General features: G+C 35.1%; 21 protein-coding genes. 15 read left to right on the top strand and 6 right to left on the bottom strand.

Annotation, left to right across the window (positions count from 1 at the left end; genetic code table 11):
• Window positions 1-41: 41 nt before the first annotated feature.
• Window positions 42-1313: an aspartyl protease family protein gene (locus tag BMY39_RS05490; RefSeq protein ID WP_245738174.1), complete on the bottom strand. Its 1272-nt coding sequence runs from the start codon at window positions 1311-1313 to the stop codon at window positions 42-44.
• A 195-nt stretch (window positions 1314-1508) separates the two neighbouring features.
• Here BMY39_RS05490 and BMY39_RS05485 point away from each other — a divergent pair, with 195 nt between their 5' ends.
• From BMY39_RS05485 to BMY39_RS05470, 4 genes are all read left to right on the top strand, one after another.
• Window positions 1509-2699, top strand: a complete 1191-nt coding sequence (locus BMY39_RS05485; protein ID WP_092576717.1) for a pyridoxal phosphate-dependent aminotransferase — start codon at window positions 1509-1511, stop codon at window positions 2697-2699.
• Entirely contained in the window at window positions 2699-3712 is a 1014-nt protein-coding gene (gene murB / locus BMY39_RS05480; protein ID WP_092577716.1) for a UDP-N-acetylmuramate dehydrogenase, read from the top strand. Before BMY39_RS05485 ends, murB begins: the two co-directional genes overlap by 1 nt.
• 69 nt (window positions 3713-3781) lie before the next feature.
• Window positions 3782-4312 (top strand): RNA polymerase sigma factor, encoded by a 531-nt coding sequence (locus BMY39_RS05475; protein ID WP_092576713.1) that lies wholly within the window; start codon window positions 3782-3784, stop codon window positions 4310-4312.
• A gap of 12 nt (window positions 4313-4324) precedes the next feature.
• Window positions 4325-5110 (top strand): anti-sigma factor, encoded by a 786-nt coding sequence (locus tag BMY39_RS05470; RefSeq protein ID WP_092576707.1) that lies wholly within the window; start codon window positions 4325-4327, stop codon window positions 5108-5110.
• Between the two features lie 100 nt (window positions 5111-5210).
• Here BMY39_RS05470 and aqpZ read toward each other — a convergent pair whose 3' ends face one another.
• Window positions 5211-5897: an aquaporin Z gene (gene aqpZ, locus BMY39_RS05465; protein ID WP_177176547.1), complete on the bottom strand. Its 687-nt coding sequence runs from the start codon at window positions 5895-5897 to the stop codon at window positions 5211-5213.
• A 153-nt stretch (window positions 5898-6050) separates the two neighbouring features.
• On the opposite strand from aqpZ, the gene BMY39_RS05460 reads away from it, so the two are divergent.
• The 6 genes from BMY39_RS05460 (at window position 6051) to BMY39_RS05435 (ending at window position 12394) form a co-directional block, all read left to right on the top strand.
• On the top strand, window positions 6051-6257 hold the full coding sequence (locus BMY39_RS05460) for a membrane or secreted protein (protein ID WP_092576697.1): 207 nt from the start codon (window positions 6051-6053) through the stop codon (window positions 6255-6257).
• Between the two features lie 3 nt (window positions 6258-6260).
• Entirely contained in the window at window positions 6261-7376 is a 1116-nt protein-coding gene (locus BMY39_RS05455; RefSeq protein ID WP_092576692.1) for a glycosyltransferase, read from the top strand.
• Window positions 7367-7918 carry an RNA polymerase sigma factor gene (locus tag BMY39_RS05450; protein ID WP_092576687.1) on the top strand — a complete coding sequence of 184 codons (552 nt, stop codon included), beginning with the start codon at window positions 7367-7369 and terminating at the stop codon, window positions 7916-7918. The genes BMY39_RS05455 and BMY39_RS05450 overlap by 10 nt, the downstream gene beginning before the upstream one ends.
• Window positions 7911-9155 (top strand): NRAMP family divalent metal transporter, encoded by a 1245-nt coding sequence (locus BMY39_RS05445; RefSeq protein WP_092576684.1) that lies wholly within the window; start codon window positions 7911-7913, stop codon window positions 9153-9155. The genes BMY39_RS05450 and BMY39_RS05445 overlap by 8 nt, the downstream gene beginning before the upstream one ends.
• 49 nt (window positions 9156-9204) lie before the next feature.
• The gene (gene lipA / locus BMY39_RS05440; RefSeq protein ID WP_092576678.1) at window positions 9205-10083 is read left to right on the top strand and encodes a lipoyl synthase; all 879 of its coding nucleotides are present in this window, start codon (window positions 9205-9207) and stop codon (window positions 10081-10083) included.
• 115 nt (window positions 10084-10198) lie between these two features.
• The gene (locus BMY39_RS05435; protein WP_245738173.1) at window positions 10199-12394 is read left to right on the top strand and encodes a tetratricopeptide repeat-containing hybrid sensor histidine kinase/response regulator; all 2196 of its coding nucleotides are present in this window, start codon (window positions 10199-10201) and stop codon (window positions 12392-12394) included.
• Here BMY39_RS05435 and lpxK read toward each other — a convergent pair.
• Window positions 12391-13398, bottom strand: coding sequence for a tetraacyldisaccharide 4'-kinase (lpxK, locus tag BMY39_RS05430; RefSeq protein WP_092576672.1), 1008 nt, complete (start codon window positions 13396-13398; stop codon window positions 12391-12393). The genes BMY39_RS05435 and lpxK overlap by 4 nt on opposite strands.
• Before the next feature lie 46 nt (window positions 13399-13444).
• Here lpxK and BMY39_RS05425 point away from each other — a divergent pair, with 46 nt between their 5' ends.
• The 3 genes from BMY39_RS05425 to msrA all read left to right on the top strand — a co-directional run bounded on the left by BMY39_RS05425 (window position 13445) and on the right by msrA (window position 16149).
• Window positions 13445-14539, top strand: a complete 1095-nt coding sequence (locus tag BMY39_RS05425) for a Nif3-like dinuclear metal center hexameric protein (RefSeq protein WP_092576669.1) — start codon at window positions 13445-13447, stop codon at window positions 14537-14539.
• Window positions 14540-14542: 3 nt separating this feature from the next.
• Window positions 14543-15322, top strand: coding sequence for a zinc ribbon domain-containing protein (locus BMY39_RS05420; protein ID WP_092576666.1), 780 nt, complete (start codon window positions 14543-14545; stop codon window positions 15320-15322).
• A 167-nt stretch (window positions 15323-15489) separates the two neighbouring features.
• Window positions 15490-16149 carry a peptide-methionine (S)-S-oxide reductase MsrA gene (gene msrA, locus BMY39_RS05415; RefSeq protein WP_092577713.1) on the top strand — a complete coding sequence of 220 codons (660 nt, stop codon included), beginning with the start codon at window positions 15490-15492 and terminating at the stop codon, window positions 16147-16149.
• 257 nt (window positions 16150-16406) lie between these two features.
• Here the strand turns inward: msrA and BMY39_RS05410 are convergent, their stop codons facing one another.
• From BMY39_RS05410 to BMY39_RS05400, 3 genes are all read right to left on the bottom strand, one after another.
• Entirely contained in the window at window positions 16407-19673 is a 3267-nt protein-coding gene (locus tag BMY39_RS05410) for a WD40/YVTN/BNR-like repeat-containing protein (RefSeq protein ID WP_092576663.1), read from the bottom strand.
• 284 nt (window positions 19674-19957) lie between these two features.
• The gene (locus BMY39_RS05405; RefSeq protein ID WP_092576660.1) at window positions 19958-20758 is read right to left on the bottom strand and encodes a class I SAM-dependent methyltransferase; all 801 of its coding nucleotides are present in this window, start codon (window positions 20756-20758) and stop codon (window positions 19958-19960) included.
• 136 nt (window positions 20759-20894) lie between these two features.
• On the bottom strand, window positions 20895-21314 hold the full coding sequence (locus tag BMY39_RS05400) for a (4Fe-4S)-binding protein (protein WP_092576655.1): 420 nt from the start codon (window positions 21312-21314) through the stop codon (window positions 20895-20897).
• A 117-nt stretch (window positions 21315-21431) separates the two neighbouring features.
• Here BMY39_RS05400 and kynU point away from each other — a divergent pair, with 117 nt between their 5' ends.
• Window positions 21432-22730, top strand: coding sequence for a kynureninase (gene kynU, locus BMY39_RS05395; protein ID WP_092577710.1), 1299 nt, complete (start codon window positions 21432-21434; stop codon window positions 22728-22730).
• A 40-nt stretch (window positions 22731-22770) separates the two neighbouring features.
• On the top strand, window positions 22771-24228 hold the full coding sequence (locus tag BMY39_RS05390; protein ID WP_092576651.1) for an FAD-dependent oxidoreductase: 1458 nt from the start codon (window positions 22771-22773) through the stop codon (window positions 24226-24228).
• Window positions 24229-24232 lie beyond the last annotated feature (4 nt).

The following is a 24232-nucleotide window of genomic DNA, read 5'->3' as shown; positions in this document are numbered from 1 at the left end:
AAAAACTACTTTTATAAAATAAAGAACCTAGACAAAATTGTCTAGGTTTTTTTATGCAATGGGTTTTCTAACTTAAAACTAAATGTACGTTTATAACCGTCTCTGTCTACAACAAGCTTTATTGTTTTTCCTTCTTCTGCATGAAAGAACCGAGTAATCTGTTGTAACGAATAATTATGTGTGCTTTTACCATTAATATTTAAAATCACATCCCCTTTTAACAAGCCTGCTTTTTCCGCTGGCGAACCTTTCCGCAATTCTACAATAGCAAACGCCGGTTTTAAGCTTATTTCGTAATTATTATGTAATGCTATATAATTTGGACTTTCAGGATCGTTATATCCTTGATTTTTTATCTCAATACCCTTATTCCTAGTTTTTACAAACCTGTAACCATTATACTCCAGAACAATACCCGATTTATTATAACTAAAGCGCTTTTTAAAGTTGCTGTTTTTTTTCAATGTTATTTTTGCTCTAGCATAATCTAGAATAACATTAAAACGTTTTAATATGTTTCCAGAAATACTACCATTGCGGTCTTCCATCATATTATTAAAATTAATGGATTCAGCATTTGGGTACGCTACATTTACATTTTTCAACCTGAAATCCTTTAAGGAAAATGCATCAATTTTAGAACGCTTACCATACACACTGCCATTAAGTCCATGCCCTAAAAAATCATCAAAATATTGATTGCCAGATGTTATTTTTTTTTCTTCATTTTCAAAAAGCCATAACGCATCGCTCCCTCCTGTATCAATTAAAAGTTTCACAGGAATATTCTCTTTATTGTTATACACCATACCGTATATGTATGGCTTATTGTTGTAAAATTCTAAATTAAACACTTCACAATTGGGGCAGTCTTTATAGACAAACTTGTATGGGTTGTGCAGTTTTAAAAACCGTTTGGAGTAATTTATTTCAACAATTAAATCCTTTAAAACATCAAAACCTATGATACCGTGCACTGGCACACCTAATTTTGGGGTAAAATCTAAAAATTTGCTGTAAATAGCATATAAATCTTGATCTACCTTAATGGCATCGCCAATTTTTATGACATTATGCTTTGATTTTAATGCTTCAATTGAAGCGCCTCCACCTAAACCTCTTAAAAGAATGGTTTCAGTATTTTTTATGTTTAAACTATCGGAAACATTAACTATGTTGAAGATAATGGGCTTACTAACGCCTGTATCTAGAATAAACGAAAGTTCTACACCATTTACCTCAACAGGAAATACAATAAGGTTATTAATTAGCTTGAAACTAATTTTATCCTTTCCCTTTTTATTATGAACCATGAAATGCCCTTGAGCTAATGCGGTACTAAAACACCCAAGGCAAAAAAACATTATAAATAAAAACCGCTTCATTATAATTACAACAATCTATTCCAAATCAAGTTACAAATCTTTACAGTGTGTTGTTAATTTAGCTTCGTTTTTTAAAAAAATTTTAAGATAATTTTTGCAACTTTGCCGCTTAACAGTTTTTACATGCCTTCAATATCTCATAAAGGGCGAAATATGCCTGAATCTCCTATACGCAAACTTGTGCCTTATGCTGAAAAAGCTGAAGCAGAAGGTAAATTTATCTATTATCTCAATATTGGTCAGCCTGATATTAAAACCCCAGAAGTAGCCCTAAAAGCAGTTAAGGAAAATGATGTTGAGATTTTATCTTATTCACGTTCTGAAGGTTCTGATACCTATAGAAAAAAGATTGCAAATTACTACGCACACCATAATATTTCAGTATCGCATAACGATATAATTGTAACTACTGGAGCAAGTGAAGCCATTGCTTTTATATTTGGAAGTATTATGGATCCTGATGACGAAGTAATTATATGCGAACCTTTTTATGCCAATTATATTGCATTTGCCACAGCTGCAAGTATAAAGGTAAGACCTATAGTTTCTAAAATTGAAGATAATTTTGCATTACCAGCAATAGCAGAATTTGAAAAATTAATTACTGCACGCACTAAAGCCATAATGATTTGCAACCCTGGCAACCCTACAGGCTACTTATATTCCAAAGAAGAAATTGAGCAATTGGCAGCTTTAGTTAAAAAGCACGATTTGTTTTTAATTTCAGATGAAGTTTACCGAGAGTTTACATATGATGGCAACTCCCATTATTCTATTATGGAATTAGAAGATTTAGATGAACACACCATAATGATTGATTCTGTTTCTAAACGGTACAGCATGTGTGGTGCTAGAATTGGATGTTTGGTTACTAGAAATGAAATCGTAAGACATACGGTTTTAAAATTTGCCCAAGCACGTCTTAGTCCGCCAACATATGCACAAATTGCCAGTGAAGCTGCGCTAAGCACACCCCAAAGCTATTTTGACGATGTGAAGCAAGAATATATTGAGCGACGAGATACTTTAATTGCTGAATTACAAAACATTGACGGTGTAAAAGTTGCTATACCAAAAGGTGCTTTCTATTGTATTGCAGAGCTTCCCATAAAAAATGCGGATTATTTTGCCCAATGGCTTCTAGAATCATTTAGCATTGATAATGAAACGGTTATGGTTGCTCCTGCTGGAGGTTTCTATTCTACACCTGGTGTAGGAATCAACCAAATTAGAATTGCTTACGTACTTAACAAAAAAAGCTTGATAAAAGCTGCTAATATTATTAAGGAAGGCCTAAAAGTGTATAAAGATTGATACAAATTGAAAAAAATATATCTTTAAAAAACTACAATACATTTGGTATTAATGTAAAAGCAGAGCATTTTGTTGCAGTGTCAACCATTGAAGAATTAAAAGAGGTTTTAGCCCTAAAGCATTTTCCGAAAAAGTTACTTTTAGGAGGGGGCAGCAATATGCTACTTACACAAGACCAAAAAAAACTTGTAATACACATAAACCTGAAAGGCATTACTATAGAAAATGAAGATGACCATTTTGTTTGGGTAAAGGCAAATGCTGGTGAAAACTGGCATGAGTTTGTGTTATGGTGTTTGGAAAGAGATTTTGGCGGGCTCGAAAACCTATCGCTCATCCCTGGTAACGTTGGTACTGCACCCATTCAAAACATTGGTGCCTACGGCATAGAATTAAAAGACACTTTTATATCCTGTGACGCCATACACATTGAAACCCTACAGGCAAAAACGTTTATTAAAGATGAATGCAATTTTGGTTATAGAAATTCCATTTTTAAAAATGACGTAAAAGGACAATATAGTATCACTTCTGTGGTATTTAAACTTACGAAGCATAAACACAAACTTAGTGTAGCTTATGGCGCCATAACTTCAGAATTGGAAGCTCAAAACATTAAAAACCCAACTATTCAAGATATTTCAAAAGCAGTTATTGCCATTAGAGAGAGTAAATTACCAAACCCGAAGGATATTGGTAACAGCGGAAGTTTTTTCAAAAACCCAGTAATTTCAAAAGTAAAATTTGAAAAACTTCAGGAGAATTTTAAGAACATCCCAAGCTATCCTATTTCAGAAAGTGAAGTAAAAGTTCCAGCTGGTTGGCTTATTGAAACAGCAGGATTTAAAGGGAAACGCTTTGGCAATTATGGCGTGCATAAAAAACAAGCTTTAGTTCTTGTAAATTATGGAGACGCCAAAGGCTCTGATATTCTAAAGCTTTCAAAATTAATTCAGAAAACTGTTTTACGTGTGTTTGGCATTTCAATTGAAGCTGAAGTAAATATCCTGTAGTTTAAATAAATTTCTAACTTTGGCGTTTATCAGTTCTAATTAAGCAACAACTAATTAAACCACCTTACATTGATTTCAAACATAGAAAAAGAAATAGTTAGTTTATTGAAAAATAGCGACAAACGTGCTATTTCTTTACTTTATGAAAACTATGCTGATGCACTTTATGGCGTGATACGAAAGGTGATTACTGATGAAGAAACAGCACAAGACGTTTTACAGGAAACATTTGTAAAAATTTGGCGTTATGCAAAAAAATACGATGCCTCTAAGGCCAAATTGTTTACTTGGCTTTACCGAATTGCATACAATACAGCTATTGATAAAACCAGGTCTTTAAAAAATAAAACCGAGAAAGAAGTCCAAATCGACAATTCTAGCGTATATAAAATTACAACGAACTCTTTAAACCAAGATGTTTTAGATATTAAAAAGCATTTAGGCACCTTGGATGAGAAGTATCAAATAGTGATTAATGCGCTATTTTTTGAAGGTATGACACAACAGGAAGCCAGCGATGAGCTAGATATTCCGTTGGGGACTATAAAATCGAGATTAAAAATTGGATTGCGGGAATTGAAAAAAATTTACAATCCTTAATTAAACCAAGTCATGAATGAGAAAATAACTACTTTTTTAAATTCAGGTCTGTTAGATAAATATCTAATGGGCACAACAACTGCTGCCGAAACGACACAGGTTGAAACCTACATTTCAAAATATCCAGAAGTACAAAACGCATATAACACACTGCAACATAACCTAGAAATTGTTGCAAAAAGCAATGCTGTAGAAGCGCCGAAATATATTTTAGATAATGTATTAGAAGAACTTGATCCACCAGTTATAAAACTAACGCGCAGGGAAAGATACCAAAAATGGTATAAATTAAGCATTGCCGCTAGTGTTGCAGCCATTGTGTTTGCGGCAAGCACGTATTTATTCTACAATCAAAATCAAAAGCTAGCTGAAGAAAATCAGGTGGTTGTCGATGAAATATTTGATTTGAGAAGTGATATAGAAATGAACAACAAAAAGTTGGACGCCGTTATGGAGCAGTTTAAGCGTTTAAACGATCCAGATACCTACAAATATATTATGAAAGGTAACAATCGTGCTAGAAACTTAAAAACTGTTGCCTATATTAACCCTAAGGAAAAAACATCTATGATTGATGTGGTATCGCTTCCGCAATTACCTGAAGAACAATGCTATCAAATCTGGGCAGATTTACAAGGTAAAATGGTGAGTTTAGGTATTTTGAACGAAACCGACAGACAATTAAAGAGAATTCCGTTTACGGAAAATGCAAGAGGCTTAAATATTACCATAGAACCTAAAGGTGGTAATGCGGTAGCATCATTAGAAAACACTGTAGCAGAAATTAGCTTACAATAAAAAGCAAATTAGCATCGCTTTAATATTGAAAAAGCCTCTTTTCCAAATGAAAAGAGGCTTTTTAATTGCTATTAATAACTCTTATTAAAGGTTATTGTCTTTATTCCTTATCGAAAAATGTTTTATGTATAAATCCAGCCACTATTGCACCAGCTATTGGAGCTAACCAAAACAACCACAATTGTGCGGTAAAATCTCCACCAGCAAATAAGGCCTGACTTGTAGACCTTGCTGGGTTAACTGATGTATTTGAAATTGGAATACTAATTAAGTGAATTAAAGTTAACGCTAAACCTATGGCGATACCAGCAAATCCTTTTGGCGCTTTTGGGTATGTACTTCCTAAAATAATTAAAAGAAAAAACATAGTAAGTATAAATTCTGTTACCAAAACCGACACCATGCTATAGCCTCCAGGAGATAATTCTCCATAACCATTAGCTGCAAAACCGCCAATGTCAGTAAAATCAGATTTACCAGAAACAATAAGGTAAAGTGTTCCTGCAGCGGCAATGGCACCAATAAGTTGTGCGATAATATAGCCTAAAAGATGTTTTCCTTCAAATTTACCTCCAGCCCATAAGCCTAATGATACAGCTGGATTAAAATGCGCTCCAGAAACATGCCCTACAGCATAGGCCATGGTTAAAACTGTTAAACCAAATGCAAGCGATACCCCTAAAAGCCCGATACCAACTTCTGGAAAGGCAGCGGCAAAAATTGCACTACCACAACCTCCAAAAACCAGCCAAAATGTTCCGAAAAATTCTGCAAATAATTTTTTCATGATGATATAATATTTAATTGGTTAGTACTAAAAAACATATTTCATTAGTAATGAGACACCTAAAATATAAAACCGTCACAACACCTTAATTATAATGTGTATTTTACAGCCATTTTTTTGTAAAATCTGTATCTTTGCACAAAATAAAATTTCATGAAACTTCTACTTATCACATTACTTCTTTTAGGTGTTGGTGTTGCTGGTATTGCTATTAAAATTTGGGCAAAAAAAGATGGTAAATTCGCAGGAACCTGCGCTAGCCAAAACCCAATGTTAAATAAAGATGGTGAGGCTTGTGGTTTTTGTGGAAAAACTCCAGATCAATTTAGCGAATGTAATGAACCGCAACATTCCAACTAATTGATGATTATTCTTGATATTGCACTCTACTCCCTTATTGTAGTTGTTTTAATTCAAGTGTTCTTTTTATTGCACGTCTTTGGGAAACTTGCTTTTTTCAAACCTAAATCGGTCGTTACAAATTCTAAAGCTCCCGTATCCGTAATTATTTGTGCGAAGAATGAAGCTGAAAACCTAAAATTGTTTTTACCCTCAGTGATTCGGCAAGAGTATGAGAATTTTCAAATTGTTTTGATAAACGATGGATCTCATGATGATACTTTAGAGGTTATGGAAGACTTTTCAAAATCTCATCGAAACATCAAAATTGTTAATGTAGAGCCCGTTGAAATCTTTTGGGGTAATAAAAAATACCCATTAACCCTTGGTATAAAAGCGGCCGAACATAATATTTTATTATTTACAGATGCCGATTGCAAACCCCTTTCAAAATATTGGATAAGAGAAATGGTTTCCAATTTTAATTCTGAAACCTCTATTGTATTAGGTTATGGGGCTTATTCAAAAATTAAAAATTCACTATTAAATAAACTTATTCGGTTTGAAACATTAATAGCTGCCATATCCTACTTTTCTCTTGCAAAAATAGGAATGCCATACATGGGTGTTGGCAGGAATTTAGCCTATACAAAAGCACAATTTTTTAAAGTGAATGGTTTTATGAAACATATGAACATCCACTCGGGAGATGATGATTTATTCATAAATGAAGCCGCCACAAAATCAAATACACGTATTTGTATTTCACCTGATAGCTTTACAACATCAGTTCCCAAAATGTCTTTTAAAAGCTGGATAAGACAGAAACGCAGACATATTTCTACGGCAAAGCATTACAAATTAAATCATAAATTTATTCTAGCATTATTTTATATCTCTAGCTTTTTATTTTGGCTATTATCTATTCTATTACTGGCGTTTTGGCATTTTCCAATTGTTGTATGTTTACTCATTTTAATAAGATTGGCAAGTCAATTTTCTTCATACGGACTATCAGCAAAAAAACTTAATGAAACCGACCTGATTTTACTCCTACCGGTGCTAGAATTGTTTTTAATTGTTTCTCAATTAGCTATCTTTATATCAAATATTATTTCAAAACCCAACCATTGGAAATAAACGAAGCCATCTCTCGCGCTAAAAAAAACGACCAAAAAGCCTTTAATTATCTATTGGATTTGTATTGGGACGATGTTTACGGATTTCAGCTAAAGCGCGTTCAGAATGAAAATGATGCTGAGGATATTACCATTCAAACCTTCTCTAGGGCTTTCGATAGAATTGAAACGTTTGATGAAAATTACACTTTCAAAACCTGGTTGATTACTATTTCCAAAAACATTCATATTGATTTAGTTAGAAAAGAAAAAAACTCGATAAAACACATTATTTCAAAAGACGATAGAAAAGCGTTTCAAATCCTTGATGAATCGCCTACTGTTGAAGACAAGTTAATTACTGAACAAAATTTAGCCAATTTACTTCGAGACATTAAAAAACTGAAACCACATTATCAAAAAGTCATTAATCTCCGATACTTCCAGGAGTTGAGTTATAAAGAAATTTCTAAAGAATTAAACGAACCCATAAACAATGTAAAAGTAAAGTTGCTTCGTGCTAAAAAACTGCTAGCTGAAGTGATTACTAATAAAAATGGTTGAAAAACTAAAAAATCTTGGTCCGGGCTTACTTTTTGCTGGCGCTGCCATTGGCGTATCACATTTGGTACAATCTACGAGAGCTGGTGCCGATTTTGGTCTGGGCTTAATTTGGGCTTTATTTTTAGTAACACTTTTTAAATATCCGTTTTTTCAATATGGCCCAAGGTATGCAGCAGCCACGGGCGAAAGCTTGCTAGATGGCTACAAAAAATTGGGCAAAAGCACGTTAATAGCCTATTACGTATTAACCTTAGGCACCATGTTTGTGATACAAATGGCCGTTACCATAGTTACTGCAGGCATTGCTTCAACTTTATTCTATGAATTTGAAACTACACAAATAGGCGGTGTAGCTTTAAATAGCGTTCAAATCTGGTCTATACTCATTTTGGCTATTTGCCTCACTTTGTTACTTTTTGGAAAATACAAACTGTTAGATAATCTTATTAAAGTTATCATTATTATACTATCCATCAGCACTATTGCTGCTGTAATAATGGCAATGTTCAATACTGGCACACCACTTTCTATAGCTCAAGTATTGCCAAAAAACAGTTTAGAAATTGCATTCTTAATTGCATTTATGGGTTGGATGCCTGGACCTTTAGATATTTCGGTTTGGCATTCACTCTGGACATTGGAGAAGAAAAAGACACAGGTAGATTTCTCTACAAAAGGTGCTCTATTCGATTTCAACGTTGGTTATATTGGCACCATCATTTTAGGTTTCTGTTTTGTTCTCCTAGGCGCCTTAGTAATGTTTAGTAGCGGTGAAACGTTTCATAGTTCGGCAGGTATTTTCGCAGGCCAATTAATTGATATGTATACCAAAAGTCTAGGTAGTTGGGCATACATCATTATCGGGGTTGCTGCATTTACCACTATGTTTAGCACAACTCTAACCACACTTGATGCTTCACCACGAGCCATGGATAGAACTTCGGAATTGCTTTTGGATAGAACGTTTAAGTTCGGATATCTATTTTGGATTGTTTTGCTCTGTCTGGGCACTATTTACATCTTTTTATTTTTAGGTTCTGAAATGGGACTGCTCATTAAAATTGCCACAATTCTATCGTTTATCACAGCGCCATTTTACGCTATTATCAACTACATTCTTATTTCAGGACGACACACTCCAAAAGATTGGCAACCATCGAAAAATATGCATGTTTTAAGTTGGTTTGGTATCCTTTTTTTAATAGGTTTTAGTGCTTGGTATCTTACAACACTGTAACTTACCTTTTAACAGAATACTTCGTATCTTTGCAGTTCAATTTTTAGCAATGGAAAAGGAAACAATTTCTAATATATTACCTGAGCGACAAAGCAAACCTAAATGGTTGCGCGTGAAGCTTCCAACAGGAAAAAAATATACTGAATTAAGAGGGCTAGTTGACAAGTACAAACTAAATACCATTTGTACATCCGGCAGCTGCCCAAATATGGGTGAATGTTGGGGTGAAGGTACAGCCACATTTATGATTTTGGGAAACATCTGTACACGCTCTTGTGGTTTTTGTGGCGTAAAAACAGGAAGACCCGAAACTGTTGATTGGGACGAACCAGAAAAAGTAGCACGCTCCATAAAAATAATGAATATTAAACATGCCGTATTAACAAGCGTTGATAGAGACGACTTAAAAGATATGGGTAGTATAATGTGGGCGGAAACCGTAAACGCTGTACGCAGAATGAATCCTGAAACGACTTTAGAAACACTTATTCCTGATTTCCAAGGAATTGAAAGGCATATTGATAGAATAATAAATGTAGCTCCTGAAGTAGTGTCTCATAATATTGAAACCGTAAGACGACTAACACGCGAAGTACGTATTCAAGCGAAATACGACAGAAGTATGGGGGTTTTAAAATACTTAAAACAACAAGGACAACGACGTACAAAGTCTGGAATTATGCTTGGTTTGGGAGAAACACGAGAGGAAATTATAGAAACGCTTCATGATTTAAGGGAAAATGATGTGGATGTTGTAACTATAGGACAATACCTACAACCAAGTAAAAAACATTTACCTGTTAAGCGCTTTATAAACCCCGATGAGTTTGACGAATACAAAGAAATAGGTCTCGATTTAGGATTTAGACATGTAGAAAGTAGTGCTCTAGTACGGTCATCTTATAAGGCTCAAAAGCATATTAATTAATAAAAATATGTAATTTATCGATAAAAAAATGTATTTTATCGAATAAATATTTATATTTGTCGACCTATTGAATCTAAAAATGTCCCAAATAAAACAATACATATTTATTGTTTTGATGTTGCAATCAATCATGATATCCTCTCAAAATACCATTGAGAAGGATCCTGAGATTATTCAAAACAACATCAACTACCGCATCGAGCAGTCTCAAAAGGACATTGAAAACTTCAAATATTTTGAGGCACAAAAAACGCTTGACGAAGCTCTAGAGCTGGCTCAAAATTCCGATAACAAAAAAAGTATTGGATTAATTCAATCCATGAAAGGAAATCTTCATTTAATTATAGAGGAAGAAGACGCCGCAATAAAAGCACTCACTGCTGCAGTTGAAATGCAACGCATTATAAACGACAACAAAAATCTTGGTCGCTCGTATAAAACATTTGGTGATGTTTATATGGCAAAAGGTAATATTTATCAAGCGTTAGACTCTTATCGCGCAGCCAAATCAAAATTTCAAGAAGAACAGATGCAATCTGAACTTGCTGGGACTTTATTAGCTGAGGGTAATGCTTATATTGAACTGAAAAATTATAGAAAAGCTCGAGAACTCATCGAACAAGCTATTGTGCTTTCCAGAAAGGAAAACCTTAATAGCACATTATGCAGCGCATTGGTTCATCATGGTAAGGTTCATAATATTTTAAACGACCATGAAAAAGCATTAAGTTTTACCAAAGAAGGTTTAGAGATTGCAAAAACCAATGGATTAAAATCTGTCGAAAACTCTGGGCTTTTGGTATTAAGCAATATCTATGAGAGTACTAAAAATTATGAATTGGCTACCAATTATTTAAAATCTCATGTAAGACTATCAGATTCATTAAGAAATGTAAAACGTGACAATCTTTCCCCAGAAAAAAGGATAGAGTTTTTGATTAATGATCAAATTGAAAGTAATAAAAAACAAAAGGCACAGTTAGAAGAAGCTAATAGTAAAAATGATTTAAGTACGCTTATATCTATACTTAGTGTTGCGCTCATTACGATTCTATCATTACTTACACTTTCATTATACAAAAACAACAATATTAGGTTAAAGACGAATAATATGCTCCATAAGAAAAATAATGAGCTTATTATCGCCAAAGAAAAAGCAGAACTTGCCTCTAAAACAAAGGCAAATTTCTTATCTACAGTAACACATGAATTGAGAACACCGCTTTATGCCGTAACTGGCCTTAGTAATATGCTACTGGATGAAGACCCAAAACCCGAGCAAATACAACATTTAAAATCCCTTAAATTTTCCGGTGATTATTTATTGACTTTTATTAATGACATCCTTCAAATTAATAAAATCGAAGCCAATAAGGTAGAGGTAGAGCCAGAACCTTTTAATCTTAAAAAGAAGATTAACAATATTATTTTAGCGCTTAATAATTCGGCATTAGACAACAACATCACGATTCATTTTGAATACGACAAAGACCTGCCCGAAAACTTTATTGCAGACCAATTAAAGATTTCCCAAATATTGATTAACCTTATCGGCAACTCTATAAAGTTTACCAAGGACGGCGATATTTGGATTAGAGTTTACAAAATAGGTCAGGAAAACGACACCTATAATCTTCGTTTTGAAGTAGAGGATAATGGTATTGGTATTACTAAAGAGAAGCAGGATAATATGTTTGAAAGTTTCTCTCAAGGCTCCATTCAAATCAACAGAAAATATGGTGGCACAGGTTTAGGACTATCTATTGTTAAAGGTTTAATTGAAATTTTAAAGGGTAAAATTTATTTACAGAGCGAACTTGGAAAAGGCACTACATTTTTCTTCGAAATTCCTTTAGAATACAAGGAAGCCAAAGAAACTTTGGTTAAAAAAGAAGTTAAACAACTTGAAGCCAAACAAAATATTGATTTAAGTACGGTTAAAATTTTAGTAGTTGAAGACAACAAAATCAACCAAATGATAACCAAAAAGATTTTAACTAAAATGGAGCTCAACTGTGAAATTGTGGATAATGGTGAAGCTGCAGTTGATAAAATTAAAGAGAACAAATACGATATTATTTTAATGGATATTCATATGCCAGGAATTAGCGGTATAGAGGCTACTAAAATTGTAAGGACTTTTGATAAGGAACTTACCATTTTTGCACTTACAGCCGTTACTATTGAAGATAAAATGCACGAGTTTGAGGAAGCTGGCTTTACCGATATTATCCCCAAACCATTCAAACAAGAAGAATTTGAAAAGAAGCTTTTCAATGCCTTGTCGAATAAAAAATCCGCTACTGCTTAAAATGATTTCACAAAGGAGTGTACTAAATCGTTAAACGTCTCACTTTCAGAAATTTTTATTGTTATCGGCAAATAAAACAACTTGTCCTCTAAAGATTTATAACGCTGCAAACGCATAAAATCTTTTTCCGTAGTGAGTATGGTCTTAAGAGATTCTAATTTAGAAATATCTTCCTGAGAAAAATCATGATGATCTTTGAAATTTAGGTGCTTAAACTTTAAGTGTTTAGAGTTTAAAAAATCAACTAAAGGTGTTGCATTGGCAATACCTGTCACCAAAGTAAAATCGTTAAAATGAGATAAATCTACTTTTGATGTTTTAGATACTACTTCATTGGAATACGCAATAGAGCTAAAAAAAACATGTTGTTTTTTTAATGGCCTTATACATTTAATAAATGTTGCTTTTTCAACATCACTTAAATGGTTTGGGCATTTGGTAACGATAATAATATCTGCTCTTTTGTAACCTTTTCTTGGCTCCCTCAAATTGCCAGTTGGCAAAACTATATCCTTAAAAAAAGGATGGTTATAGGTGGTGAGCATAACGTTAAAGCCCGCCTTTACTTTTCTGTGTTGAAATGCGTCATCAAGCAAAATAACCTCAGGAGCGTGTTCAAGACGCAATAAACGTTTAATCCCATTAGTACGATTGCCATCAACAGCAACACGAATAGACCCCCCAAACTTATTATGGAATTGAAATGGCTCGTCACCTATAGCTTCCATAGCAGTTGTTTTTTCTGCTAATTGAAACCCCTTTGTTTCGCGCTTGTAGCCCCTACTTAAGGTTGCTACCTTGTAATCATCCTTTAGAAGTGAAATTAAATATTCAATCATTGGCGTTTTGCCAGTTCCACCAACGCTTAAATTGCCTACACAAATTACTGGCGCATCAAAAGAAGTTGATAGTTTCATACCTAAATCGTATAGCTTATTTCGTAACCAAGTAACCAGATAATAAATGGGTACTATGGGAAATAATATTTTTCTAAGCAGCTTCATTTAAGCGAATGTATAATATTTTATCTTTGAAGCAAATAAATAAATTATGATTGTACAAGATGTTATAAATCATTTAGAAACTTTGGCGCCATTATCTTATGCCGAAGACTTTGACAATGTTGGTCTTTTAGTAGGTAATAAAAACACTGAATTGACTGGAGTTTTAGTAACACTTGACACATTGGAAACTGTTGTAGATGAAGCTATAGCAGAAAATTGTAACCTTATTGTAAGTTTTCATCCCATAATTTTTAAAGGTTTAAAAAAACTTAATGGCAAAACATATGTGGAGCGTGTTGTAATGAAAGCTATACAACACAATATTGCTATTTATAGTATGCACACCGCACTAGACAATGCATTTAACGGTGTGAATACTATGATTTGTAATCAATTGGAATTACAAAACAAACAAATATTAATACCACAAAACGATACCATAAAAAAACTAACAACTTATGTGCCTAAAAATGAAGCAGAGGCATTGCGCGTCGCTCTATTTAATGTTGGCGCAGGTAGCATTGGTAATTACGATAATTGCAGTTTTAACGTAGACGGTTTCGGCACGTTTAAAGGCAACGAAGCTTCTAACCCAAGCCTTGGAAAAAAAGGCACAACGCATACTGAAGCTGAAACTAAAATTACTATTACTTTCCCTAAACACTTAGAATCACGGGTTTTAAAAACGTTGTTCGATAGCCATTCTTATGAAGAAGTAGCGTATGAGGTGGTTACCATAGAAAATAAAAACCAACATATAGGTATGGGAATGATAGGTGATTTGTCAACACCGCTATCGGAAACAGATTTTCTCAACAAGCTTAAAACTACAATGAAAACTGGCTGTATTCGTCATTCTACATTTTTAAACAAAACCATTAAAAAAGTAGCAGTTTTAGGAGGCTCGGGGAGCTTTGCAATTACTAGTGCTAAAGCTGCGGGAGCTGATGCCTTTGTGACTGCCGATTTGAAATATCACGACTTTTTCGCAGCCGAAAATAGCATTCTTTTAGCCGACATTGGGCATTATGAAAGTGAACAATTCACAAAAAATCTTTTAGTAGAGTATCTTACGAAAAAAATTACTAATTTTGCAATCATTTTATCAAAGACAAATACCAATCCTGTTAAGTATTTTTAAAGTATGGCTAAAAAGAAAGAAGTTACTGTAGAAGAGCGTTTAAGAGCTCTTTACGATTTACAACTTATAGATTCTCGCATTGACGAAATAAGAAATGTACGCGGAGAATTGCCTTTAGAAGTGAGAGATTTAGAAGACGAAGTTGCCGGATTAAATATAAGATTAGACAAATTAGTAAACGATTTAGCGGTAATAGACAACGATATTTCCTCTAGAAAAAACCTTATAGAAGAGTCTAAGGCACTTATTAAAAAATACGGTGAGCAACAAAAAAATGTTAGAAATAACAGAGAATTCAACTCACTTTCTAAAGAAATAGAATTTCAGGAACTAGAAATTCAGTTAGCCGAAAAACACATCAAAGAATTTAAGGCACAAATTGAGCAAAAGAAAGAAGTAATTTCTGCTACAAAAGATCAGTTAAAAGAGCGCGAAACACATTTAAAGCACAAAAAAGGTGAGTTAGATGCTATTTTAGCAGAAACTGAAAAAGAAGAGCAAGCTTTAATTGCCAAGTCAGAGGAGTACAAAACTCAGATAGAAGAGCGTTTAGTTGCTGCTTACGACAGAATTCGCAAGAATGTAAAAAATGGCTTAGCAGTAGTGCCTATCGAAAGAGGTGCTTCGGGTGGTTCTTTCTTTACAATTCCACCTCAAGTTCAGGTAGAAATAGCTTCTCGTAAAAAAGTAATTACAGACGAGCATAGTGGAAGAATATTAGTAGATGCCGCATTAGCTGAAGAACAAAAAGCAAAAATGGAAAAGTTATTTTCTAAAATATAATCCATTTCCACAAATAAAATTAAGAGCCTTCAAAATTTGAGGGCTTTTTTTATTTGTAAAATTTGAACGCAGTTGAAAACAAAGTAAAACCAATATTTAAAACAACTTTCACATTTTCTCATTTAAGGTTTTGTATTTTTATACGTCTATTAGAAAAAGAAAAAACAATGAGAAACCTATTCACCATTTTAGCCTTAGCGCTATTATTTAGTTGTCAAAACGCAGCACAAAACAACGAAAAGCAACAAAAAGTAATCAACGCAACACCAGTTGAAGTACCATTAGAAAACGGAAAAGCAAAGGCGTATTTTGCAAGCGGTTGCTTTTGGTGTGTAGAAGCAGTTTACGAAAGCATAAAAGGCGTAGACGAGGTGATTAATGGCTACTCTGGCGGTTATACCGACAATCCAACATATGAAGCCAGCAACACAGGCCGTACAGGACACGCCGAAGCCGTAGAAGTTATTTACGACCCAAAAGTGGTGAGCTTTTCAACGCTTGTTGACGCTTATTTCGCATCGCAAAACCCAACACAGGTAAACGGACAAGGGCCAGATAAAGGCTCGCAATACCGCTCCATTATTTTTTATCAAAATGAGGAGCAAAAGAACATCATTTTAGAGAAAAAGCAAGCTTTGGCAAAACAACTAGACGCTAAAATCGCCGCCGAAGTCTATCCTTTTCAAAAGTTTTGGGTAGCTGAAGATTACCATCAAAACTACGAGCGTTTACATCCAAATAATGGTTATATACGCAATGTCTCTATCCCAAGATTAAAGCGCTTTCAAGCTCAATTTCCTAAGGAATTATTGAAGGAAAATCATTAAGTAAAATTGATTTTAAAAATAAAATAATTAACAACTCCAATAGAAATCTATTGGAGTTTTTAGTTTTTTCTTACAAATAAAAAAATTATCTTTATGGTATAACAGTGACAAAAAACTTACCATATCATGATATATTTACGGAATATGAGTGATAAAAGTTACTATATAACGAGTTGGCAATAATTACACAAAAATCCACTTAAAAAAAGTTGACCGACTCCATTTAAGCCACTTAGGTTTCTGAATAAGAAAAACCATCAATGCTTTGGCAGCGCTTCGCCTTCCATCCATGGTGCGCCTGCCTTAACCAAATCCTTTGCCAACTGCGATAATTTCCCTTGACTCATTTCCAATTGCGACTGTGATGAACTCAATTGCCCATTAATCAGATGTAAAGCGTTTTTATGATTTGTCGTAGGACCATACGTTGAATGGTCAATTCCAATTTGTAAAGAAAATAATCTACCAACGACAGTTGGCTTCGTTTTTTCTCCCGGTTCTACTTTGGATTTTTCACCATTTAAATCTTGGTCAATTTTCAAAAGTTCCATTCGTACTTCTGCCAATCGATTATCAAAACTACCTGCTGCTGTAGGCGAATGACTCAATACTTTTTTCATGCGTTCTGCACGTATCAAAGAATTCGCTAAACTCATTTGAATAGCAGAATGCGAACGCACTGCATCTTCATATTGTCTCCAAAAAGCAGCCACTTCTGAATGCGGTGCACCTTCCATTGCACCTTTTCGTAAAGGCACAACCTCAAATTCTATAGGTTGGGACAAGGCTTTTACCACTCCATCCACTTGTTGAAAAAGCGAAGCGGAATATGTTCCTGGTGCAGCCATCAAAGCTTTTGGTCTATCGTCCCACATGGGTGTTGGAGGTTCTATCATGGAAATCGCGTTTGGTGAAGGATATCTCAAGTCCCAAGCTACGCGATGAAAGCCCTTCTTTGATGAACCATTTACACGTCTAACAACAGTACCATTAGAATCCTTGACTTCTAGCCAAATTTTGGGTTCACTTTCCATGCGTTCTCCTTCTAAGGCTTGCCAACCTGGGAAAGCAATGTTGTCTTTATTTTTCTTTTCTTGTGTGGCTCGAATTTCTTTTTTTGTTTTTAAGTCATCTTTCAAATAGTAGGTAAACACTGCTCCAAAAGGAGGATTGTCCGCCACAAAATGGTTTGCCCCTTGATCTCCTTTTTTTCCTTCAAAACCTAGATGTCCACGCGGAATATACCACCATGCTTTTCGGGTAGAAAACAAAGTAGCCTCGTTTTTCAAAACTTCATCATTTACTTCTCTTAACACACTTATATCATCAAAAACATAAAAACTTCGTCCAAATGAAGCCGCAACCAGATCATTTTCTCGCCGCTGAATCGCCAAGTCTCGAAACGATATGGTTGGAACACCACCTTGGAGTTTTATCCATTTATCACCAGCATTGGGAGAAAAATAAATACCAAATTCAGTTCCTGCAAACCACAAATCTTTTTTTTCATGGTCTTGGACAAGACGCCAAACTAAGTTCCTTTTAGGTAAATTATTTTGAATAGGTTTCCAAGTTTTACCCCGATCCATACTTTTTAAAATGTAAGGTTGGTAATCGCCATACTTGTGATTATCCATCGCTATATAAACTGTATTCGCATCATGTAAATCTGCTTTGATGTCGTTGATATAAGGTGTCTTTGGCATCCCTTTTATGACACTAACTTCTATTTTTCGCCAAGTATTCCCATAATCTTCTGTCACTTGTATCAACCCATCATCGGTACCGATGTATATTAGATTTTCATCAAGTGGTGATTGGGCGATAGAAGTAATCGTGTTATAATTGGACATGGCGTTCAAGTCCCATGCATTATCCCAACTTTGTTGTTTTCCCATAATCGGTAATTCTAAACGATTTTGGTCACGAGTTAAATCTCCTGATAGAATACGCCAGTCATCGCCACGATTATCAGATACCCAAAGTCTTTGTGATGCATGAAAAATTCGTTCCGGTGCATGAGGACTCACCAAAATTGGGGCGTCCCAATTATAGCGTTCATAATCTTCGTCTGCTCCAGGTTGCGGTTGAATGTCCATCACCTCACCAGTAATCATATCAATTCTGGACAAGGTTCCCTCCTGACGTTGTCCGTACATAATATGGGGATTACCTGGCTCCGTAGCTGGTTGGTGTCCATCCCAGTCCAAAACTACTTTCCAGTCTGAATTTTGAATACCATGTATATTGTCTGTGCGAGAAGGGCCGCCCTCAGTCGAATTATCTTGTGTACCGCCGTAGATATTATAAAAAGGTTCTGCATCATCTACCGCCACTTTATAAAATTGAGTCAAAGGAAGATTCCCCATAAAACGCCAATTTTCTGCTAAGTCAAAAGATTCGTAAACACCTCCATCTGTCCCCATCAATAAGTAATCCGGATCATCATTTCTGAAAGCCAGAGCATGATTGTCAGAGTGCTTATGTTGTTCCTTCATACGACGAAAATTTTTCCCACCATCTTCTGAAACCTGCACCCTCACATCCATTAAATACAATCTATCAAACTGATGCGGTGAAGCATATAACTCTTGATAATAATGTGGTCCGGTTGCACCGGATACCGCATCAGACATTTTTTTCCAAGTTGAGCCACGATCCATTGAGCGATATATGCCACCTTTCCGTCTGTCTAATTCGATAGCAGCGTATAACACATCGGGCTTCTGAGGAGAAATAGCTAAACCAATTTTTCCCATATTAGATTTAGGTAAACCTGTTTTTAGTTTTTCCCATGTATCTCCTCCATCTGAACTTCGATACAATCCTGTACCTGGACCTCCACCCATATAGGCAGCTACAGTTCGGTGCCTATCCCAAGTTGCAGCATACATTTGGTCAGGATTGCGAGGGTCAATCACAATATCGGTTACACCCGTCCATTCAGAATTTCCTAAAGTCCGCTTCCAAGTTATTCCACCATCGATAGATTTATACAATCCTCTTTCACCGCCTTTTGTCCAAAGCGGACCTTGTGAGGCTACCCATATCACATCCGAATTCTCAGGATGAATAATAATTTTCGAAATATGGTTAGAATTTTTCAGACCCATATTTTTCCAATTCGCTCCTCCATCATCACTTCGATATACTCCATCGCCAAACGATAAATGACGGCCACCGACATTTTCCCCAGTACCTACCCAGACAACATGAGGATTATTAGGGTCAATGGACACACAGCCAGTGGCAAAGGAACCTTCTTTATCAAATATAGGATTCCAAGTGACTCCAGCATTTACTGTTTTCCAAACTCCTCCTGAGGCCACAGCAATATACCAAGTATTATCATCTGCAGGGTGAATAACAATATCTGCTATTCTACCAGACATAAACGCAGGTCCTATACTTCGTAGTTTCAGACCTTCAAAATTTTTGTCTGACCAAGGTTTAACTGTTTCATTTTGAGCAAAAAGAAAAGCTGAACAGAAATATAGCAGCAATGTGAAGAATTGGTTTCTCATGGTTTGGTTTTTTTATGAAAAAAGAATTGTGAAAAAGTGATTAGCTCAAACTTAATGAATTATCATAGAATGACCACAATAGTTAGATTTAATTTGATTTTATATGGTTTCTGGGATAGCGGTTCAAGGAAAATATCTTGATTATTCTAATGACGGCGAAACTTTATCGAACTTTTTAGAAATCTAAAAACACCTTTCATTTTCGGAACTGAATTTAAATAAAAACTACCTACAACATGGGTATATAACAAATAAAAACACGTTCCGCTTCCAAAAACTCTACCCTAAACCTTCATTGCCTTCAAAGTAAAAATTAAAGGATATAGTTTATCTTTTGTTACGTACATTCCAGCGTCTGTTTTTATTAAATCAGGCAATACATCATAAGGACTTTCATCATATTCCTTTAAATATTCAATATGCAATCCTGCTTCGGTTAAAGCCGTAACTACTTCACCCAAACCATGATTCCAAGCGTATTCTTTACTTATCATTTTGGAATTTTCATTGGCATAAGTGCCTTCATATTCTTCATAAATCACGTCATCTTGCATATAGCCATATGTCATAATAGGTTTTTCTTCTAAATAATCAAACATCCAAACAATCGGGTGAAATTCTGCCATAAAAAATGTACCACCTTGCTTCAAGCGTTCAGAAATCATTTGTCCCCATGGTTTTAAATCTGGCAACCATCCAATTACGCCGTAACTTGTAAATACAATATCAAATTCATCTTTTACAAACTCAGAAGTATCTAAAACATTGCAACACACAAATTCGGCATCTAAATTTAATTCCGCATTTAATTGTTTGGCTAGTTTTATACCTTCATCACTCAAATCTACACCTGTACATTTAGCTCCTAGCCTACTCCAACTCAAAGTATCCTGACCAAAATGACACTGCAAATGCAACAACGATTTCCCTGAAACATCTCCGAGAGCCTTCAATTCATAAAGCATTAAAGAGGATTTTCCATTTTTAAATGCTTCAATGTCATACATCTCACTTTTGGCATGAACTTTGACTTTAGTATTCCAAGTTGCCTTATTGGTTTCGAAAAAAGATTTTTGTTGATTCATGTTGTAAGTAAAACATCTAAAGTACGACCAATTTCGTAAATAAAGTATAACGTTTTTTCCGCATACGCGTCTATATATATCCAAAGCGCCTCAATTATAAATTGAAGCGCTTTTATCTTTTTCAGGCAATACTTGTTTAGCCTTTAAATTCTGCTTTTACATGTGCGCCATCGCAATAGGGTTTATTTTCTGATTTTCCACACCTGCAAAACGCCGTAATTTTATTTTTAATAGCCTCATTCCCTTCTTTGTCCACTACTTTTAGAGTACCATACACTAACAATGGTCCATTTTCTAAAACCTCAACTTTGGTTTCTAAAGTTTCAGAAGCGTTGTCTTTTTCATCATTCATATAATACCGTAGCGCACCAGAAGGACATTGCTTTACCTGGTTAATAATCGCTTCTGTTTCTGCTTCATCTAATTTAATCCATGGTCTCAATCTAGGGCGAAAAACTTTTGGCAATCCCTTAGCACAAATAGCCGAATGAATGCACTTTCCTGCTTCCCAAATCACTGTAGTTTCTCCGTTTGAATATTCTTTTATTTTCCCCATAGCTTTAAGTTTTTACTAAAGATACGAAAATTTGCATATGCATTATGCGATATTTTTTAGGCTTCATTTCTAAGTTTATAATGCTTATTTTTGTTAGAAACCGAAAACAAAAACACATTGTCCGATTACAAATTAGGTCTGGATTACGCCTTAGAACAAGACCAAAATGATGTTTTAAAATCATACCGAAATCAATTTCATATTCCAAAAGATAAGCATGGAAATGATTTGATTTATATGACAGGAAATTCTTTAGGGCTACAACCCAAAAACACTAAAACTTACGTAAACCAAGAACTTGAAGATTGGGCTACTTTAGGCGTTGAGGGACATTTTGAAGCTAAAAACCCATGGTTAAACTATCACGAATATTTAACCGAAGCCATGGCGAACGTTGTGGGCGCGAAACCTATTGAAGTGGTGGTTATGAATACGCTAACGGCAAATTTACACTTCTTAATGGTATCGTTCTACCAACCCACGCAAAAACGTTATAAAATATTGATTGAAAGTGATGCATTTCCTTCCGATAAATATGCCGTGGAATCTCAATTGCGCCATCATGGTTTTGATGAGAAAGAAGGTTTAGTTTTCTGGAAACCTCGCGAAGGTGAAGAACTGTTAAATTATGAGGATTTAGAATCTATTTTAGAAATCCAAGGTGATGAGATTGCCTTAATAATGATTGGAGGCGTAAACTATTACACAGGTCAGTTTTTCGACCTAAAACGAATTACTGAAATAGGTCATCAATATGGTTGCATTGTTGGTTTTGATTGTGCCCACGGCGCAGGCAATGTGCAATTAAATTTACACGATTCAGGAGCCGATTTTGCAGCATGGTGTACTTACAAATATTTGAATTCTGGCCCTGGAAGTTTATCAGGGTGTTTTGTACACGAAAGGCATGCCTACCGAAAAGATTTAAACCGATTTGCAGGTTGGTGGAGCCACAATAAAAACACACGCTTTAAGATGCGCGATGCATTCGACCAATTACCTGGTGCTGAAGGCTGGCAGTTAAGCAATCCGCCAATTCTATCAATGGCAGCCATACGAGCCTCATTAGACTTATTTGCTGAAGTTGGTATGGAACAGTTAACCTCCAAGTCAAAAGAACTAACAGGATATTTTGAGTTTTTATTGAAAGATTTAGGTGAAGATGTAATTAGAATTATTACACCAAGCAATCCAAATGAACGTGGTTGTCAACTCTCTATTCAGGTTAAGAATGCTGACAAATCATTACATACTAAATTAACAGAAGCAGGTGTAATCAGCGATTGGCGCGAACCAGATGTAATTCGTTGTGCACCTGTACCGCTTTATAATTCGTTTGAAGATGTGTATCGATTGGTTGATAGAATAAGCCTCTCCCTAGCCCTCTCCAAAAGAGAGGGAACCAAAATAAATTAAAACATAATGAGATCCTGAAACACGTTCAGGATGACAAGACATGATAGAAAAAGAAATCAAAAGTAAGAGTGAGAAAGTCTTCCCCAATGGGAAAGATTTAGGTGGGGCTTCTCAAAACATATTAATCATAGGTGCAGGACTATGCGGTTCTCTATTAGCGTTACGCTTAGGTCAAAGAGGCTACAACGTTGCTGTTTACGAAATGCGCCCAGACCTAAGAAAAGTAGATATTAGTGCTGGTCGTTCTATAAATTTGGCATTTTCAGACAGAGGTAACAAAGCCATGAAACTCGTAGGGATTGATGAAAAAGTGAATCAACTCTGTATTCCTATGCATGGGAGAATGATTCATGATGCAAACGGCAACACGTTTCAATCTAATTACAGTGGCAGAGACCACGAATATATCAACTCTATTTCTCGAGGCGGTTTAAATGCATTACTTTTAGATGAAGCTGAACAGCACAAAAATGTGAGCATCTATTTTAATAAAAAATGCACATCGGTGGATTTTGAAAAAACCACAGCTCGCTTTACAGATTATCGTACAAAAGAAGAATTTATTGAAGATGCAGATATAATTATTGCTACAGATGGCGCCGGTTCCGCTATGCGAAAAAGTTATTATTTGGGTAAAAAGTTTTTGTTTAGTTTTTCTCAATCCTACCTATCCCATGGCTATAAAGAACTGAGTATCTTACCCAAGCCTAATGGCGGTTATAAAATACACAAAAACGCATTGCATATTTGGCCTCGCAAGAGTTTTATGTTGATAGCGCTACCTAATTTAGACGGAAGTTTTACGGTAACACTTTTTTTAAGTTATGATGACGGCGAATACAATTTTAATAATCTAACTGATGAAAAAATCGTTTTAGAATTTTTTCAAAAAGAGTTTCCTGATGCCTTGGCCTTAATGCCGAATCTTACAGACGATTTTTTTGAAAACCCAACAGCACCTCTAGGCACCATAAAATGTTCACCTTGGCATTATAAGGGCAATACACTGTTAATGGGTGATGCGGCACATGCTATTGTACCGTTTTACGGACAAGGTATGAATGCATCGTTTGAAGATATTGTTGAATTTGATGCGGTTTTAAACAAACATAAAGGTGATTGGGAAACCGTTTTCCAAGAATATGAAAAAAGCAGAAAGAAGGATACCGATGCCATTGCTGATTTGGCTATTGATAATTTCCATGAGATGAAAGACCATGTGGCTAATCCTATTTTCCAGGAAAAACGAAAAATAGAAATGGCACTAGAAAAACATTTCCCAAAAGAATATGCATCAAAATATAGTTTGGTTACTTTTAATGAGGACATCGGCTATCGTGAGGCGATGTTAAGGGGGCGAGCGCAAGACAAGGCTATTTTAAATATGCTATCAGATGGTGTAATTTCACCATCAGATGATATACAATTGATATTAGACAAGGTGAAAAATGAAACAGAAGCAATTTTAGAAGACGATAGAATTGCTGGATTAAGATAAAAGA

It is taken from the genome of Hyunsoonleella jejuensis, from assembly GCF_900111025.1.
Lineage (GTDB): Bacteria > Bacteroidota > Bacteroidia > Flavobacteriales > Flavobacteriaceae > Jejuia > Jejuia jejuensis.
The sequence above is the reverse complement of the archived record's forward strand: the minus strand, read 5'-3'. Positions and strand labels throughout refer to the sequence as shown.

Excerpts from the sequence above, each read along its gene's own strand:
- BMY39_RS05490 (WP_245738174.1), bottom strand. The coding sequence starts at position 1,313 with ATGGTTCATAATAAAAAGGGAAAGGATAAAATTAGTTTCAAGCTAATT.
- BMY39_RS05485 (WP_092576717.1), top strand. The coding sequence starts at position 1,509 with ATGCCTTCAATATCTCATAAAGGGCGAAATATGCCTGAATCTCCTATA.
- BMY39_RS05470 (WP_092576707.1), top strand. The coding sequence starts at position 4,325 with ATGAATGAGAAAATAACTACTTTTTTAAATTCAGGTCTGTTAGATAAA.
- aqpZ (WP_177176547.1), bottom strand. The coding sequence starts at position 5,897 with ATGAAAAAATTATTTGCAGAATTTTTCGGAACATTTTGGCTGGTTTTT.
- BMY39_RS05460 (WP_092576697.1), top strand. The coding sequence starts at position 6,051 with ATGAAACTTCTACTTATCACATTACTTCTTTTAGGTGTTGGTGTTGCT.
- BMY39_RS05455 (WP_092576692.1), top strand. The coding sequence starts at position 6,261 with ATGATTATTCTTGATATTGCACTCTACTCCCTTATTGTAGTTGTTTTA.
- BMY39_RS05445 (WP_092576684.1), top strand. The coding sequence starts at position 7,911 with ATGGTTGAAAAACTAAAAAATCTTGGTCCGGGCTTACTTTTTGCTGGC.
- lipA (WP_092576678.1), top strand. The coding sequence starts at position 9,205 with ATGGAAAAGGAAACAATTTCTAATATATTACCTGAGCGACAAAGCAAA.
- BMY39_RS05435 (WP_245738173.1), top strand. The coding sequence starts at position 10,199 with ATGTTGCAATCAATCATGATATCCTCTCAAAATACCATTGAGAAGGAT.
- lpxK (WP_092576672.1), bottom strand. The coding sequence starts at position 13,398 with ATGAAGCTGCTTAGAAAAATATTATTTCCCATAGTACCCATTTATTAT.
- BMY39_RS05425 (WP_092576669.1), top strand. The coding sequence starts at position 13,445 with ATGATTGTACAAGATGTTATAAATCATTTAGAAACTTTGGCGCCATTA.
- BMY39_RS05420 (WP_092576666.1), top strand. The coding sequence starts at position 14,543 with ATGGCTAAAAAGAAAGAAGTTACTGTAGAAGAGCGTTTAAGAGCTCTT.
- msrA (WP_092577713.1), top strand. The coding sequence starts at position 15,490 with ATGAGAAACCTATTCACCATTTTAGCCTTAGCGCTATTATTTAGTTGT.
- BMY39_RS05410 (WP_092576663.1), bottom strand. The coding sequence starts at position 19,673 with ATGAGAAACCAATTCTTCACATTGCTGCTATATTTCTGTTCAGCTTTT.
- BMY39_RS05405 (WP_092576660.1), bottom strand. The coding sequence starts at position 20,758 with ATGAATCAACAAAAATCTTTTTTCGAAACCAATAAGGCAACTTGGAAT.
- BMY39_RS05400 (WP_092576655.1), bottom strand. The coding sequence starts at position 21,314 with ATGGGGAAAATAAAAGAATATTCAAACGGAGAAACTACAGTGATTTGG.
- BMY39_RS05390 (WP_092576651.1), top strand. The coding sequence starts at position 22,771 with ATGATAGAAAAAGAAATCAAAAGTAAGAGTGAGAAAGTCTTCCCCAAT.